The sequence below is a fragment of the Enterococcus sp. C57 genome, assembly GCF_040887305.1.
Taxonomy (GTDB): Bacteria; Bacillota; Bacilli; order Lactobacillales; family Enterococcaceae; genus Enterococcus_B; species Enterococcus_B hirae.
The window spans coordinates 240070-256726 of record NZ_JBFOFP010000004.1; the positions used below are offsets into that span (position 1 = coordinate 240070).

General features: G+C 33.9%; 12 protein-coding genes. 9 read left to right on the forward strand and 3 right to left on the reverse strand.

Going from position 1 to position 16657, the window contains the following annotated elements; all coding sequences use genetic code 11:
- Nucleotides 1-38 precede the first annotated feature (38 nt).
- Both AB5M32_RS06755 and AB5M32_RS06760 read right to left on the reverse strand, forming a co-directional pair.
- The gene (locus AB5M32_RS06755) at nt 39-1052 is read right to left on the reverse strand and encodes an acyltransferase (RefSeq protein ID WP_161637975.1); all 1014 of its coding nucleotides are present in this window, start codon (nt 1050-1052) and stop codon (nt 39-41) included.
- Between the two features lie 328 nt (nt 1053-1380).
- The gene (locus tag AB5M32_RS06760; protein WP_178286932.1) at nt 1381-5238 is read right to left on the reverse strand and encodes a putative mucin/carbohydrate-binding domain-containing protein; all 3858 of its coding nucleotides are present in this window, start codon (nt 5236-5238) and stop codon (nt 1381-1383) included.
- A gap of 348 nt (nt 5239-5586) precedes the next feature.
- On the opposite strand from AB5M32_RS06760, the gene AB5M32_RS06765 reads away from it, so the two are divergent.
- Together AB5M32_RS06765 and AB5M32_RS06770 are read left to right on the forward strand one after the other, a co-directional pair.
- The gene (locus AB5M32_RS06765) at nt 5587-8634 is read left to right on the forward strand and encodes an immunoglobulin-like domain-containing protein (RefSeq protein WP_178286930.1); all 3048 of its coding nucleotides are present in this window, start codon (nt 5587-5589) and stop codon (nt 8632-8634) included.
- A gap of 564 nt (nt 8635-9198) precedes the next feature.
- Nucleotides 9199-9417 (forward strand): hypothetical protein, encoded by a 219-nt coding sequence (locus AB5M32_RS06770; RefSeq protein ID WP_010720317.1) that lies wholly within the window; start codon nt 9199-9201, stop codon nt 9415-9417.
- Nucleotides 9418-9619: 202 nt separating this feature from the next.
- On the opposite strand, the gene AB5M32_RS06775 is transcribed toward AB5M32_RS06770, so the two are convergent.
- Entirely contained in the window at nt 9620-11056 is a 1437-nt protein-coding gene (locus AB5M32_RS06775) for a helix-turn-helix domain-containing protein (RefSeq protein ID WP_223603461.1), read from the reverse strand.
- 312 nt (nt 11057-11368) lie between these two features.
- Here AB5M32_RS06775 and AB5M32_RS06780 point away from each other — a divergent pair, with 312 nt between their 5' ends.
- From AB5M32_RS06780 to AB5M32_RS06810, 7 genes are all read left to right on the forward strand, one after another.
- Nucleotides 11369-11830, forward strand: a complete 462-nt coding sequence (locus AB5M32_RS06780) for a hypothetical protein (RefSeq protein WP_178286928.1) — start codon at nt 11369-11371, stop codon at nt 11828-11830.
- A 147-nt stretch (nt 11831-11977) separates the two neighbouring features.
- Entirely contained in the window at nt 11978-12682 is a 705-nt protein-coding gene (locus AB5M32_RS06785) for a YveK family protein (RefSeq protein ID WP_010720314.1), read from the forward strand.
- A gap of 11 nt (nt 12683-12693) precedes the next feature.
- The gene (locus tag AB5M32_RS06790) at nt 12694-13392 is read left to right on the forward strand and encodes a CpsD/CapB family tyrosine-protein kinase (protein WP_010720313.1); all 699 of its coding nucleotides are present in this window, start codon (nt 12694-12696) and stop codon (nt 13390-13392) included.
- A 353-nt stretch (nt 13393-13745) separates the two neighbouring features.
- Complete coding sequence (locus tag AB5M32_RS06795) at nt 13746-14324, forward strand: LPXTG cell wall anchor domain-containing protein (RefSeq protein WP_223603460.1); 579 nt, start codon at nt 13746-13748, stop codon at nt 14322-14324.
- Nucleotides 14317-15000 (forward strand): class D sortase, encoded by a 684-nt coding sequence (locus AB5M32_RS06800; protein ID WP_178286926.1) that lies wholly within the window; start codon nt 14317-14319, stop codon nt 14998-15000. Before AB5M32_RS06795 ends, AB5M32_RS06800 begins: the two co-directional genes overlap by 8 nt.
- Before the next feature lie 148 nt (nt 15001-15148).
- A complete protein-coding gene (locus AB5M32_RS06805; RefSeq protein WP_228197237.1) occupies nt 15149-15874 on the forward strand; it encodes a hypothetical protein in 726 nt (241 codons plus the stop codon).
- Nucleotides 15871-16638 (forward strand): tyrosine-protein phosphatase, encoded by a 768-nt coding sequence (locus tag AB5M32_RS06810; RefSeq protein WP_010720309.1) that lies wholly within the window; start codon nt 15871-15873, stop codon nt 16636-16638. The genes AB5M32_RS06805 and AB5M32_RS06810 overlap by 4 nt, the downstream gene beginning before the upstream one ends.
- Nucleotides 16639-16657 lie beyond the last annotated feature (19 nt).

Here is a 16657-nt window from a genome sequence, read left to right on the forward strand (position 1 = left end):
AAGTTGATGCGAGAGATTTCTCTTTCCTGCTTCTGCGGTTACTCGTCACATTCTACTTGGCGTGTTTTGTTCTTAATTTGTTTTACTTTCTTTTTGCCTTGATTGATCAAAAACAACGTAAGTAATGACATAGAAAGTAAATAGATAAAATTAAAGAACCAATTGTTTAACAGACTTCCTTCCTTTGGTAAATAAAACTCATAAATATAAATATAGAAAATATGAATAAAATAAAGTTCTTGTGAATGAAGAGAAAGATAATTACTGATAGGGGCGAAGAAATTCCCTTCATATTTAGCTAACATATACCATAAGAAACAGCCACAGAAACACCCATATAAAATAAAAGGAACCTGTGGTGGGTATTTAAAGTAAGTTAATCCATGGAGTCCGTAGAGATAGAAACTAATGCTTAAGTAACATAAGATAACAATTGATAAGTGTAATAGTTTTTTTCGATCTAATTGAAAAACAAGTAATCCTAGTAAAGCAATCGGACAATAGCCAAAAGCTAAAGGAACGAGTTGAGTATAAAGGATTTGCCATGAGCTTGGAACATAAGGAATCAAATAAACTAAAAAGATTTGGAGGATTAATAATAAAGTGAAAATACCAAGTATTTCCACAAAGTGCTGATATTTTTTGCTCAATTTATACAGGAAGGGCATGAGTAAAGATACAAGAAAAAACGTTCGCATAATCCAAGCATAACCATAACCTGTATCCATGAAAAAAGCGTGCAAAATATAAAAAATATTAAATTGATAAGGAGTATCGGTAATCTGAGCAATGAAAAAAAGTGATGTAAATAATAACGCCAGAAATATATAAGTTGGAACCATTAAACGAGTGAATCTTTTTTTGACATAGGAAATATAGGAGAGATTCTTGCTGCTATAGTAATAAGAAATAGCTAAACAAAAGGCCATTAATGGCACATCAAAACAACGCAAATTGAATAGGATTCCTTGTAATCCTGTATGAGCAAGAATGATACACAAAATTGCTAATGCTCTCAAGTGATCAATTTTTTGATTGCGTGATCGTTTCATAAAATAATCATCCTTAATAAAGTGGCTGGGGCAATAGTGACTCTATAATTTGAGGTTGAGACAAAATTGTTCAGTATCAAGAAATAAGAAAGAATTTCCGAAAATTGACAAGAAATACAAACACTAGTTTTTGATGTTGATTGTTACCTGCTTGGTGCTCCTCAAATTTTCCGAAGATACTAGTTTTATCTCACCGTTTATTCGTATTTAGAAATACTAGAAGAGACTGAGACAAGTTTTGTCCCAGTCTCTTCATGATTGACAAAGAGCCGCAATCGTTGCTCCAGCTTCAGTTAAATAGTTAGTATAGAATTTTTAATAACATTTTTTACTTTCTTAGAACTAATTGTCCGTTACGTACATCGTAATGGTATGTTCCTCTTGTATTGTGTTTCAAGTTCTCATGATTGATGGCTAAACGAGTTGCATTTGCTTCTCGGTGTGTCACAGTAACTGTGTCGCCCTCCTTCAAATTGATCGTATCCGTTTTAGCATCATAATGACGATCTCCAATGTATTCTTTTTGATAGAGCGTTTCATTATTACGTGAAATAGTGATACTTGCATAGCGATCATTGAAGTAACTATGCGGAGTACCAGCTATTGTACGTACGGTTGCTACGCCATTTGCTACGTCAAAGGAAGCAAAATGGAAGTTTCCTAATCCTTTGAAAGTAAACTCTTGCAATTGATCAAAAGCATTATTTAATCGTGTCAATAAGTTATCTTTTTGGCTACTGTTTGGTAAAGCCGTTACTTTTTTCTTGGCTTGATCAATATCTTTTTGCATCAGATTTGTCTTGATTTTCGAATGATCATTGTCTTGGAATAAGTGGTCAACAGCTTCTGTGGCTTCTTTGAGATAGTTATTTAATGAAATAGTTACTGTACCATTGTCTTTCACAAAAAGATATGGTTTTTGGATATAACCAGTGTCTGTTCCCAATTCAAGAGAGTATACACCATTTGGCATGTTGTTGATCGTAACTGGATCGCTACCTAAAGTAATTTCTTTATAAAGTTTATTTCCATCTAAAATACGCAATTTCATACCTTCGAACAAGTTGCCATCTTTAAACTTCAATGTAACGTTGCTTGTTAGATTCAATGGTTTTAATTCTTCATTTGTAACTAAAGATAAAACGGAACTTAGACGATTATTTTGTGTCAATTGTTGAATCGCTGCATCTAATCGATTATCAGGAACCACTTGTGCCAAATGAGCCACTTGTTGGTAGCCATTATCTGCGGCTGCTTTTTTCGCTTTTTCTGATACTGATAAGCCCCAAGCGTTTAAGACAGCAGAAAAGTCCACTTTCTTCGGTGCACCCATTTCAGTTGTGATCAAATCTGGTAATGGATAGTTATTGGCATTGAATCCTGACTGACTAGCAAATTTTCGGTAGTTTGTATAGAAATTTGTAAAGCCTTCATTTCCTGCTTTATCAACGATGTTTGAAAGAATGACTAATTTTTTACGTAAATCTTGACTATTGAATTTTGGATCAGCACTATTGATTGTATTCTTTAATGCATTTTCAATGGATTGTTTGTGTCCATAATCATAAAGCCAAGAATTTTTATCGGCAGCAGTTTTACCCATGTGTTTGTAATTATAAATTACACCATATAGATTATTCCAAACTTCACCGACATCCATTCCTTTGTTCATAAAGCTTCCTTGATAGCCGTGACCAGTTTCATGAAGCACTCCCCAACCATCGCCTAACCAAGCGTCGCCAGACGTACTAGTTTGTGCTGCCCAAAGGCCACCATAATAAAGAGCACCCGCACCTGAAGCATCTGCTTTATAGAAATATCTACGTTCTGAAGAACGGTTCAATGGATTTGGGTCATTGTCAGATAAACCTAATAATTCATTATAGGATCCGATAATATCATTATCATATTTATCAATTAGACGGTTGAGGTCCACTTTTAAAGCTTGATTGCGATTTTGTTCAGGTAAGAAAGTTTGAAATCTCTTACCTTTGATCAATCCATAACCTTTTGTTTGATTCCAAGTATCTTTAAATGCTTCGATATCCCCATTTTTACTAAAGACTGGTAATAGGATTTTTTGTCCTTCTACAGTAAATTCTAATTGTGGTTTTTCCCCATTTTCTTGATTATATGGCGTATAAACAAATGGTACTGCTAAAGCTTTAGCAGTTAGTGTGACATTGTTTGTTGTGAAATCAATAGCAGATTCAGTACTTGAATTATTGGTTAATAAACGCAACGTCATTTTTGAAGTGAATTTTGGATTCGTTTGTCTAATGGTAATTTTTGCACCTTTTGTTAATTGGATACCTAAATCTTGACGATCATGATCTTTCCCCATTAAAATTCCTGCAGCAGCAGTATTTCCTGGATATGCTGTGGTGAACATTGTTTTTTTATAGGTTTTTAATGCAAGATAAGCTTGGTCATATTTTTTTTGTAAAGCTGTTCGTTCAGCTAATCCGTTAGGTAAAGCATTGATTTTTTCTAAAGCTGTGTTTAATTGTTCTTGTGTATTTTCAGCTTTAGGTGTTTCGCCATCGAATAAATCATTGACGGCTTTCGTCGCTTCTGCCAGTTGCGAAGTGAGGTTTTCTAATTTGCCATTTTTAACAAGATAGGTGTAATTGCCGGCAGTATTGCCCTTTAAAGAAGGATCTGTAGCAACAAAACGAGTATCATTCGCTTCACGATGTGTGATCGTTACGATATCCCCATTTTGTAAAGGAATATCTTTTTGTTCGGCTGTCAATTTTTGGTTGCCGACAAAGTTTTTTTGATAAACCACTTGTGTCCCACGTTTAATTTGTAAACTTGCGTAAGTATCTCCATAGAAGCCCCAATGTGGTTGGACAGCGAGGGTTTGTAAGTGGAGGTTACTTCTAGCAACACTGATTTGAGCAAAGGTTGTATTATCATAACCTTTTAAGGTAAATCCTTGTGTTTCAGCTTGAACACTGATGGCATTGTAGGCCTTTTCCAGCTTATTCCATAACTGATCGCGTTGAGTTAGATAATCCGGTAGTGCATTAAGTTTAGCTGCTGCTGCATCTGCTTGCTCTTGGGTAATGCCCAGTTTAGGTGTGTCGCCATTGAACAACTCGTTGACAGCTTTCGTTGCTTCTGCCAGTTGCAAAGTGATGTTTTCTAATTTGCCATTTTTAACAAAATAGGTGTAAGTGCCGGCAGTATTGCCCTTTAAAGAAGGATCTGTAGCAACAAAACGAGTATCATTCGCTTCACGATGAGTGATCGTTACGATATCTCCATCCTGCAAAGGAATATCTTTTTGTTCAGCTGTCAATTTTTGATTGCCGACAAAGTCCTTTTGATAAACCACTTGTGTTCTACGTTTAACTTGTAAACTTGCGTAAATATCACTATAAAATCTTGAGTGTGGTTCAACGGCCATTGTTTGTAAGTGAAGAGTACTATTCACTACACTAATTTGAGCAAATGTTCGATCATAGTAACCTTTTAGGGTGAAACCTTGTGTCTCAGCATGGACACTGATGGCATTGTAAGCTTTTTCTAGCTTATTCCATAATTGACCAAGTTGGGGCAGATAATTTGGTAGTGCGTTAAGTTTAGCCGCTGCTGCATCTGCTTGTTCTTGGGTGATGCCCAGTTTAGGTGTGTCGCCATTGAATAAATCATTGACTGCTTTTGTCGCTTCTGCTAGTTGTAAAGTAATATTGCTTAATTTGCCATTTTTAACGACATAAGTGTAATCGCCAGAAGTATTACCTTTTAATGATGGGTCATTGACAGCAAAACGAGTATCATTCGCTTCACGATGAGTGATTGTTACGATATCTCCATCCTGCAAAGGAATATCTTTTTGTTCAGCTGTCAATTTTTGGTTGCCGACAAAGCTTTTTTTGTAGACGTCTTGTGTTCCACGCTTAATTTGTAAACTTGCGTAAGTATCTCCATAGAAGCCCCAATGTGGTTGAACAGCGAAGGTTTGCAAGTGAAGGTTACTGTTAGCAACACTGATTTGAGCAAAAGTTGTATTATCGTAGCCTTTTAATGTAAAACTTTGCGTTGAGGCTTTAGGAATAACTTGAGTATTAGTTGATGAGAGATTTTCTTGGGTAGCTAGTACTTGGGCACTTGGTAAAAGTAAATTTGAAAATAGCATGATACCAGTAGCTGAAGTAACAATTATTTTCTTTTTCATTGTATTTCATCCTTTCTCCTATCCAAATAAAGATTTCTGTTTAGGACCTAAGCATATTATTAGTGGCTCAGATAATTTTTTTTTATATTTCAAAAAAGATAGAAGAAATTTATTTTGCTAGAAATAGGTTAAGACATTGATATAACAATATTTGATGTGGATAACTTTAGGAGAGCAATCATTTTTTATTGGAAAAAGGATAGACGTTTATTCGATTGGAGATTTTTATTTTTTAACATAAGTATTCTTGAAATTGAAAAAACGTGAAAAATTTTTTTTTGGAGGTCGCCTATAATTTGTCTATCAATAAAAATTTATTGACAATTTAATAGGAGGTTTTAATGTAAAATGGGAAAGAAAAATCTATCAAAAAGCAAAAAACTTAGAAAACAACTACTTGCTGCGTCAGCTGCAGGTTTAGTGCTTGTTTCAAGTGCAGCTAGTGCAGGAACCTCATTGGTTTATGCAGCAGAAAAAAATCAAACAGCAACTACTGCTGAAAAAAATACAAAAAATTCGGAGGCTATTTCAAACGAGAACACGTTGACTCAAAAACAAAATCTAACAGCTACAGAAAGAAAAACAGTGAATCCTTCCAATTTTGATTGGAATATTGGAGAAGTATTACCATCAACACCGACGAATAATTATTCTGGGACACTACCAAATACTGTGCGAGGAGCTACTTTTCAAATTACTTTTTCAATCTTCAAACAACCTAGTTCCACATTAACAGCGAATGACATAAAGGTTAATGTTCAAGGGAAAAATGTGAAGTTTTCTACTTCGCAATATTCAAATACAATAAATGTTCAAGTGACATTCCAAGCTGAAGGAACATCAACTAATTTTTCTATTAATGTGGCTACTGGTAAGGGAGATATTGCTCGTTGGAATACAAGTAACTATCGTAAATTCACCGATGTCCCACAAAGTGCAATCACAAGTAGAAACAGAATCAGTACATTGCTTGACTCAATTTATTCAACGAGTGGTGTCTTAGCTCCAGGTGTTACTCAAAGTAGAATTGATAATGTTCGTCAAGAAATGAATAATTATATTCCAAGAGATATTAGTAGTAGCTATATCTCAGCATACTGGGCTAATTTCCTTACACCGTTTCTAGATAAAGCATCCGCTGAAGTAGATCAAATAAATAAAGCTACGGTAGCAGTGAATAACTTATTCAATGATAATCAAGTACCTAAACCTAATAATACAAGTGAACAGGTTAACGCTGCCAAAGCATTAGTAAATGCTCTGCCATATAGTCAAGCAAAAGAAGACTTGCTTGCAAAGGTTGCAAAAGCTCAGAATGCTTTAGACGAAATACAAGTAAATGCAGCCACAGAAGCAGTAAATGCGTTATTCAATGGAGATACACCAAAACCAGAAAATACACAAGAACAAATTGATGCAGCTAAAGCTAAAGTAGATGCATTAGCAAATAGTGATGCAAAAACAGCTTTATTAGCAAAAATTACGACAGCTCAAAATGCTTTAAATGCAGAAGTAGAAAAAGAAAATGCAGCCACAGAAGCAGTAAATGCGTTATTCAATGGAGATACACCAAAACCAGAAAATACACAAGAACAAATTGATGCAGCCAAAGCAAAAGTAGATGCATTAACAAATGAGACAGTAAAAACAGCTTTACTAGCAAAAATCACTGCTGCACAACAAGCATTGGATGAAGCAACTGAAGAAGCTGCGAAAGTACAAGCAGCCACAGAAGCAGTAAATGCGTTATTCAATGGAGATACACCAAAACCAGAAAATACGCAAGAGCAAATCAATGCAGCCAAAGCAAAAGTGGATGCTTTAAAAGCAAGCGAAACAAAAACAGAATTATTAGCCAAAATCCAAAAAGCACAAGAAGCACTTGAAGAAAAATCGAAACAAACATTAACACTTAATCCATATACATTAGGAGATCAATATGTAACGGGTACAATTACTGGGAACATCAAAAAATTCCAATTGATTGTCAATGGACAAACCTATGAACCTGGTTTTAAATTAAAAAATGGAAAACTTGAAGTATATGTAGGAAATCGTGTCCCAGAAGGAACAACTGAGTTTACATTAAAAGCATTTAACCCAGCAGGCACACAAGTTGCTTCTCAAACAGTACAAGTTCAAGCACCATCATTGTCTGTCGATAAATTTGTTTTAGGTAGTGAATACATGACAGGCTCTTACCAAGGCAACAGCATTAATAAATTCCGACTAACTGTTGATGGTAAAGTATATGAACCAGGCTTTAAATTAGAAAATGGTAAATTTGAAGTTTATATCGGAAGTAAAATTACTGGAAGTTCAAAAGTTATTAAGCTTGAAGCATTAGATAAAGCCGGTAAAACAATTGTCGAACAAAATGTAACAGTAGAAGCACCGCAATTGACAATTAATGAGTACATTCGTGGTAATGAATACTTAACAGGTACTGTTGCAGGGGAAGGCGTTAAAAAATTCAAATTGATTATTAATGGACAAGAAAGCTTCCCAGGATTCAAATTAACTGACGGTAAATTTGAGATTTACGTTGGTAATAAAGTACCAGCAAATGTTAATTCTATTAAAGTAGTGGGAATAGATAAAACAGGTCAAGAAATTGTTTCTCAAGATGTGAATGTACAAAATCCTGAGTTACAACCAAATGAATACCTAGCTGGCAATGAGTATGTAACAGGGACGTTCACAGGTCAAGCAATTAAAAAATTCAAATTAGTAGTTAATGGACAAGAAAATTACCCAGGATTTAAAATCACTGAAGGTAATAAATTTGAAGTATATATTGGTAACAAAGTACCAGTAGGAACAACGACATTTACGCTGATTGGATTAGATAAATCAGGACAACAATTGACTTCAAAAGAAATCACTGTGCAATCCCCAACTTTAAGTATCAATGAATATGTCCGTGGCGATGAATATATGAGAGGTACATTCAACGGTGACGGCATTAAGAAATTCAAATTAGTAGTAGATGGACAAGAAAGCAATCCTGGTTTTAAAATCACTGGTGAAAACCAATTTGAAGTTTATATTGGTAATAAAATCACGGCTGATTCAAAATCTATAAAATTAGAAGGCCTAGATAAATCTGGAAATGTCTTAGTAAGTCAAGAAGTTTCAGTTTCCCAACCAGAATTAGTTCCAAATGAATATACACGTAATTCAGAGTATCTAACAGGGACTTACAAAGGAGATATCCGTTCTATCAAATTAACTGTTGATAATAAGGAATACAAACCAGGCTTTAAATTAAAAGAAGGCAACCAATTTGAAGTTTATATTGGTAATAAGATTCCAGCTTCAGCAAATAGTTTTACAATTGAAAGTCTAAGTTTCGATGGAAAACAACTTGTTTCTGTAAATGTACCTGTTAAATAAAAGGTATGAAAGACGCTCAAAGCATAGAGAACGCTTTGAGCGTTTTTTTGTTAAAGTTCGTCTATTTGATATAAAAGTAAAAAATTCCAACTGACTTTGATTTTTTTTCAATTATTGAGGCTGTTCTAAAAAAAGGAAGAAATAGTTAAAATTAATACTTTGTGCAACTAAATAGAGTCATTGACCGAAGGAAGCTAAAGAAATGTATTATTTCTATCCTATCTTTCAACTAGATTCATTTAAGTTTTTAGTATGAATATAGCAGTATGTTTAAAAATGAAAAAGAATGGATAGTTAATTTTATTGATAAAAAAATAGGCTGAGGTGAAATAGATAAAAAAATGTTATCTGTATGTTTTGCTAAAATATAAATTAAGAAAAGAGGAAAGCGGCTCTCTTTTTCTGCTAGTTCATTGCAAAAAGTATTCTTTAAGGTCTTTGAACGAATGTTTTTCATTTTTAGTAACTTAGAAGAAATTTTTACCAAAATAATTGTAAAATGAGCAGAAGTAAATTTTTATAATGATAACAGTAAGTAATTTTAGGAAGTTAGGAGAAATGATCATGAAATTAGAACGTGGAATCACTGTTTCGGCCTGTGCTGTCTCTGGGGAATTAGCTACAGGGAAGATTAGTAATATTTTAACGAATGTCGTTATTGTAGAAGCAGGTGTCAAACACTATGTTGTTACTAAGAAAGTGCTGAAGGAACAAGGATATATCATCGAAGAGCCAGAAGAAGAATTAGCAAAAGATTATAAAGATTATATAGTAGCGATTTGAAGAGAAATAATCTTTGTCCCATACTTGCTCTTAGTTTGTTCAAACTAGTTTACTGAGTGGAAAAAAGAAATATTGCTTATTCGAACAAACAGAGTGAAATCATTGGTACTGAACTAGCTTTTTTATTAGTGATAGAAAAGAAAAAAGAATTAGCAAGCAAATTGGATCTTGCTTGCTAATTCTTTTCAGTATCAAGTGAAGATCAATCAAAGTTCATGATACGTGTCGCAATCTTATTGATATCCTTAGAGATGGAATTCAATGAGATTGGGAAAATATTCTCGGTGTTAAAGGTTTCCTTATTCAAAAGCGTTCGCTCACAAATAATTAGATGACCGGTTTTTTTGATATATTTAGGCACATCGTCCATGGAATAATAAAGGGTAGTGTCAATCAATAAATCACTTGTAGACATTTTCTTTTCTAATGAATTCCGAAATACGATATGCGAAGTTTCACTTTCTGCTACGATGACCACACCTATTTTTGATTGGTTCCCATGGGTCAAGATGAAAAAGGTCAACTGACAAAATTCTTGCAGATGAAAATAAGGAATATGATGAATAGGAGTATCAAGTTCTTCAATCCATTTATTTAAAATAAACTTGACTTTATTTAATAAATCTAGTTGCTCTGCACTTAAGAAAATATGTTTGGTAACTAAGAAATTACCAACGTTCAAAGCACACGTGTATAGCAGGTTAAAGAGGGGGACTTCAAACAAAATATTGCCAAATAAATTCACACCAAATTCTTTTTCAAACATTTCGATCAATAAATCGATTTCTTTAAACTTGGTGATCAAGCGATTTCTTACATAATGATAATCGATCTCGATCATGAAATAATTTGGTGAATTGTAAGGAAGTGTACGGTAAATAAGGGCTAGATAGGCTATCTCTTCATCTGTTAAAGGTTCCTCGATTTGTATGAAAATCTCTCTAAACATATTGAAAATGATACCATCTTTAAAAATGTTCATAGTGTCGTTTGGAAAGACAATTGGATTGCTTTTTCGCCGTTCCAATGAAAGATAGATGGCGGATTTGAAGAAAGTATATTGAGTTTTATTTAAACGATTAGACAGGATATGAAGTAGTTTGTCTGCATATTTTTCAGCTTTTTCCATTGTTATGGGATCAATTTGTGTATCTAAATAGTCACACCGCATCCAAACTGAAAGGATCAAAAAGCGATACTGTAACTCATGCGATTCTTCGGGTTCCTTCGTAAGTGGGGTGAGTGCTTCTGCAAAATAGTTCTCTACATCTTTTTTTATTTTGAATACTTTTGTCACAGATAAAAACTCTTCATCCACAAGTGTTAAATAATCATTTTCTCCCATGATATATCGGGAACAAACTCTTAAAAAATTAGAATCTTGGTAAATTTGTTTGATGAGATCATAGCGCCTAATAGATGGTTTGAAAAATATCAGTAGATGACTACTAGTCATTTTATAATAGTCGATATCATCTTCGAGTCGAATGACTAATTTTTGGAAATCCGCTTTGATTGTGTTGAATGTCACACCCAATCTTTCTGCAGTTTCGCTTACGTTCAGTTCTTTTAATTCAAATAAAAATTCAACTAACTTTACTTTTCTAATAATGTCTTTTTCTATATAATCTTCAATCATTTTAAATTCTCCTAAACAGATTTGATTCTCTTCCATTTGAAGTTTCCTTCGCTTGGTAAATATCACTTTATAACGCAAAATATCCATTTTTTGTTCGTTAAATTTTGGGAGAACCAATATAAATAAAGGTAACTATAGTTATTCTATAAGCAATTTTAAAAGGGATTTTTTTTATTATTAATTTTTTTGTGGGGTTCTATAAAAAAATTAGGAAAGTATTATGAACGAAAATACTATACTAATATAGCAACTAAATTTTTTTGTACTAATTTAGGAAGAATGAGATAAATGATTTTAAGGAGAGATGAACAAATGAAAAAAATAATTTTAGCAAGTATGGTTGTCTTCGCATTGGCAGGCTGCTCGGCAGGTAAAACAACTAAAACTACTAATACAACTAGCACTGATAGTACAGCTTCTTCCAGTCAACCAACGCAGACAAGTAGTGAAATGACATGGGCCGATAAGCAAGATATAGAAGTAAAGCAATTAACAAAAATTGCTGAAAAAACGATTACCCAAAATAATAAATTGGACCCAAAAAAATTGAAGTTTATTAAAGAAACATTATCAACAGCTGATTTAAAGACAGTTAAAGGAAAAGGCCAAGAATATAAAAATGTCAAAGAAATTTATGGGAAATATAGTTATGAAGGTAAAGAGTCTGATTTTGATCTAGTGATTTCATTTGAAAAACCAGATTCATTCAAGCAATATACAGTCATCAAATATGTAACGGATAATGAAAAAACTAATTTCAATAAGATTGATTAAGTCAATAGTTGACTGTAGTATCCCTTAGATAATTGATAGCAACTAAGAAAGATAAAAAAAGTATTATTTTCTTTCAAAGTGAACATCGTCAATTAACGAGCAAAAATAGTTTATAAATAATTTTATTTAGGAGAATCAGAGATAAGGATGGAGCAAACAGTAAACATAGAGAAATTTTGGCGTATCATAAAAAAAAGAAAATTTGCGATTGTGATTTCTGCTTTATTAGGTTTAATTATGTCCATGCTTTTGATTGCATTTGTCTTAGTCCCAAAGTATGAATCACAAGCCCAATTAATCGTTACTTTACCTAAAAACGAAACGGCAGACATTAATGATGTCAACAGCAACTTGCAAATGATTACCACCTATAAAGACATTATTACTGGAGACTTGATAATGGATGAGGTGTCTCAAGACTTAGCGAAAAATTTTGGTGTCCATTTAACAATTGAGCAATTACGAAACCTTATAAGTATCAAACAAAAGGAAAATTCTCAAATGTTTTCGATTGTCGCAACGGATCCTGATCCAAAACTTGCCCAATACATTGCTAACGTTACAGCCGAAAAATTTCAGAAGAATGCAAAAAAATTACTCAATGTAGATCGCATTTCGATTATTTCAAAAGCTACGCTTAGTGCAACACCAACAGAGCCACATAAAAAAATAGTTTTGGCCAAAGGATTGCTCATTGGTTTATTTATTGGTTTGATGATCATTATGATATTAGAATTCATGGATCGAACAATCAGTGATAGTGAGACGATTCAAAATGAATTTAATATGGTGGTACTGGGAAGTATCCCTTATATGGATGACAATGAGAAAAAAAATCGAAAAAAGAAGTAAGGGTGTAATCAATGAGAAAGACAAGAAGAGGAAGAAATGCCACAGTCAGAAAAAATTTAATTACAATCATGGATAAAACTTCACCGATTACAGAACGCTATCGAACGATTCGGACCAATATCCAATATAGTTTTCCTTATGGTAAAAAAGTGCAAACATTAGTGGTTACTTCGCCAGGTGTAGGTGAAGGTAAATCAACTACAGCAGCTAATTTAGCAGTGGTTTACGCAAATCTAGGGCAAAAAGTATTGATCATAGATGCAGATATGCGGAAGCCAACCCTAGACAAAATTTTTTCTTTAGAGAAACATGTAGGTCTTAGCACATTATTAGGTACAAACATCAAGGCTAAAGAATGTATACAAGAAAGTTTTGAAAAAAATCTTTCTGTTATGACAAGTGGACCGAAACCTCCTAATCCGGCTGAATTGTTAGGTTCTTCTCGCTTAGAAGAAGTGATTGAGGAGTTGGAAGCAACCTATGACATGATCATATTCGATACCCCTCCCTTGACTGCCGTGACAGATGCACAAATACTGTCTTCAAAAGTGGATGGAACGATTATGGTAGTCAGTGAAAAGTTAACAAAAAAAGCGAATTTTCGAATAGCTAAACATCTACTGGAATTAGTAAATGCCAATATTTTAGGAGTAGTTTACAATGCTTCTAAAGAGGATGAAAATCAAGGCTATTACTACTATGGATCGTGACCTGCTATCATGTTCCAAATGAAACTCTTTGCTAAAGAGAAAAGCATCAAAGTACACGAATGACAAAACAAAAGAACTTTTTCAAAGAAGACCCTAAGTTTTGAAAAAAATCATTTGTCGTAAGAGGCTGACACTGAGGTCTCTCATTTATTTCCTTTTATAATTATGAAAGAGTTTGAGACAAAAATTTTTTGTCTCAAACTCTTTTTATGTATACAAATCATTTTTTATTTTTTTAAGTAATTCGTTTGAAGGCTAAAAAAACAAAAAAAATCAAGTGAGGGTTCTCAGTAGAATAAAAGACATAGTTAATCCTAAATTTACAGGATTTATTAATGAAAGGCGGAGAGATCATGAAAAATTTTAAAGGGATATTGTTTACATTGGTGTCAGTTATCTGTTTATTGTTGCCGACAGCAGTTCATGCTGAAACACAAGGGGCAATCACCAACGCAGAAAGAGATATTTTAAATGAGCTTTATACCGGTGTAACGGTGAAAGGGAAAAAATATGATTTTGATATTACAGATATCACAAAAGCAGAAAATTATCTGAAGGTCCATCAGGTGTCAGATGAAAATGCGTTAAAGGTAGCAAATTACTTAAGAGAAGCACGTCAATTGATCTTAGATAATTCACAAAATGTCGATGTTCGTTCGATCCATTCACTAAAAAATCTGATCAAAGCTTTACCACGTCCAGTGATTGAGCAATTAAAAACGATTGTCTTAAAAATTGGAGAAATTTTAAATCTGAGAGTGACTTTTTATCGAGATGGCGTTTCGGTTGTCGATCCTTCAGGTACTCCTATTTATTCTACAGAAGATGAAATCAAACAAACCGGTGCAGATTATACCACGAGCTATGTGGCTTTAGGTGCTGTATTGATGTTGGCTGGAGGCGCATATTGGGTGGCACGTAGAAGTGAGTAAGAGAGGAATCAAGGGAGGGCTAAATCGAATAGTTAACGGATGTCTGTTGGCGTTTCTTTTTTTGGTCATCAATTATTCTTTGATTTATGTGATTGGCAAACCAGTCATTCACTTTGTCACCTCCTCTATCCAGACATTGTTACTTGCAGAGGCACCCACATTTAAAGAGAACAATCATAAAGAAGCTATCAAACAACTCTCTACGAATGGAGAAAGCGAGATTTCTTCTAGTAAAATTCAATTTCCTCATTATGGTCAATTGTATGGAGAGATATCTGTCCCTTCGATCCAATTAAAAACACCATTATATTTTGGCGATTCAGCAACTATTTTAAGAAAAGGCGCGGGACAATATATGGGTTCCACTTTTCCAGGAGAAATAGGAACTACATTGATTGCTGGGCATAATAGTGATTCATTTGGCAAGTTAATTAACATCAAAGCGCAAGAGATTATAACAATCCAAACGAATTACGGTAGCTATCAATATGAGGTAGAAGAAGTAAGAGTAGCCAATAAACATGATGCTCAGATAAAGCAGGAGGTTCGTCAAAGAAATAATGCCAAATTAATACTATATACCTGTTATCCGATCGACAGCATTGGCTTAACGGATCAACGATTATTTGTAACTGCAAAATTACATGCAGGACCGATGATCAATGAAAATAAATAAACAAAGGATAGTCGGCATGAAGAAAGGTTTAAGAAAGAAAACAGCACGCTTATTTTTGACCTATATTTGCTCGGTTGCATGTCTTTGCTTTTTGTCTTTGCTTTGTATCAGAGTAACCTTAGCAAATCCTAATTTCATGAGCAAGCAAATGGAAAATTCTCGATATACAAAATTAGTTCAACAAGAAATTAACGAGAAAATTCAAGATATTGGAAGAGGTAGCAATGTCCCGGCGAATCAGTTAAAAGAGATTGTCTCGTTATCATTTGTCCAAACTAATGTCAAAAAGTATGTAACTAGCCTTTATATGAGGAAAACATACGATTTATCTGGAGAAGAAGAAATCAAAGAGAAAATCCAACAACATTTAAATCACTATATTCAAACAAAAAACATACAAGTAACGAAAGACAAAGAACAAGTAATCAATAGGCTAGTGGATTCTTCGATCGAAGCAACCGAAAAATCGTTAGAAATTCCATTTTTAGCTAACTATGTGAATAAAGTGAAGCAATTTAAGCCGTTGCTGAATCAATTGATTATTGGAAATGGTGTGATCTTGGTTTGCCTACTTCTGCTATTACTCCACACCATTCATTGGTCACATCAAAAATTCCGATTTGTCGCTTTGATGTTTTTAGGCGCTGGCGGAACACTCCTATTATTACCCACATGGATCTATTTTAGTGGTGTGATTGATCGTATCGGTATTTTAACGGAAAGTGTTTATTACTTTGTACGGGGGTACTTATTGTCTTTCGTCCAAACATTTATATATGCAGGGATACTTGCTGTGGTTATGGCTATTGGAATGTATGTAATCAGTGAGATAAAAAGAAAGGTCGTTATCAATAAAGGTGGGGCTCAAAAATGATCGATTTACATTGTCATATTTTACCAGGAGTTGACGATGGGCCGAAAACCATCGATGAAAGTCTCAAAATGGCGTTGAAAGCCAGAGAACAAGGAATCACACATTTGATGTGTACCCCCCATCATAAGAATGGGCGATTTTTGAATCCCGCTACGAATGTAGCCAATGAAGTAGCAAAATTACAAACTGAATTTGATCGTAACAATATTGAGCTGAAATTGCTCGTAGGTCAAGAAAATCGTATTACTGGTACGTTGATAGAAGATTTAGAAAAAAGAGAAATTATTGGTTTTGGGCAGCAAAAACAGTTTCTACTAATAGAGTTCCCGACGAATGACGTTCCCCTTTATGCAACAAAGCTCTTTTTTGAATTAATTGCTAAAGGCTATATACCAATCATCGTCCACCCAGAAAGAAATAGGATATTCATTAATGATCCGAATAAACTGTTACCTTTCTTAGATATGGGGGCGCTAGCTCAAGGAACGGCACCAAGTATCGTTGGTTTGTTTGGACGAAAAATCCAAAAGACTGCCAAAACAATGATTCAATTAAATATGGTTCAAATGATTGCTTCCGATGCCCATAGTTTAGAAAAAAGGAATTTTTATTTAAAAGAAGCATATCACATTATTCAAAAAGATTATGGTAATGAAAAAGTTAAATCATTAAAGAAAATGCCGATGGATATCCTATACGAAAACAAAATTGAGCCGTTTACTTATCAAAGAGTGAAACATCGTCGATTTAGTTTCTTTCGTTGATTTGATCCATTCGATAAAG

Coding starts and splice junctions, on each gene's coding strand:
- AB5M32_RS06785 (WP_010720314.1), top strand. CDS start 11,978: ATGGAGCAAACAGTAAACATAGAGAAATTTTGGCGTATCATAAAAAAA.
- AB5M32_RS06780 (WP_178286928.1), top strand. CDS start 11,369: ATGAAAAAAATAATTTTAGCAAGTATGGTTGTCTTCGCATTGGCAGGC.
- AB5M32_RS06760 (WP_178286932.1), bottom strand. CDS start 5,238: ATGAAAAAGAAAATAATTGTTACTTCAGCTACTGGTATCATGCTATTT.
- AB5M32_RS06775 (WP_223603461.1), bottom strand. CDS start 11,056: ATGATTGAAGATTATATAGAAAAAGACATTATTAGAAAAGTAAAGTTA.
- AB5M32_RS06795 (WP_223603460.1), top strand. CDS start 13,746: ATGAAAAATTTTAAAGGGATATTGTTTACATTGGTGTCAGTTATCTGT.
- AB5M32_RS06810 (WP_010720309.1), top strand. CDS start 15,871: ATGATCGATTTACATTGTCATATTTTACCAGGAGTTGACGATGGGCCG.
- AB5M32_RS06790 (WP_010720313.1), top strand. CDS start 12,694: ATGAGAAAGACAAGAAGAGGAAGAAATGCCACAGTCAGAAAAAATTTA.
- AB5M32_RS06765 (WP_178286930.1), top strand. CDS start 5,587: ATGGGAAAGAAAAATCTATCAAAAAGCAAAAAACTTAGAAAACAACTA.
- AB5M32_RS06805 (WP_228197237.1), top strand. CDS start 15,149: ATGGAAAATTCTCGATATACAAAATTAGTTCAACAAGAAATTAACGAG.
- AB5M32_RS06755 (WP_161637975.1), bottom strand. CDS start 1,052: ATGAAACGATCACGCAATCAAAAAATTGATCACTTGAGAGCATTAGCA.
- AB5M32_RS06770 (WP_010720317.1), top strand. CDS start 9,199: ATGAAATTAGAACGTGGAATCACTGTTTCGGCCTGTGCTGTCTCTGGG.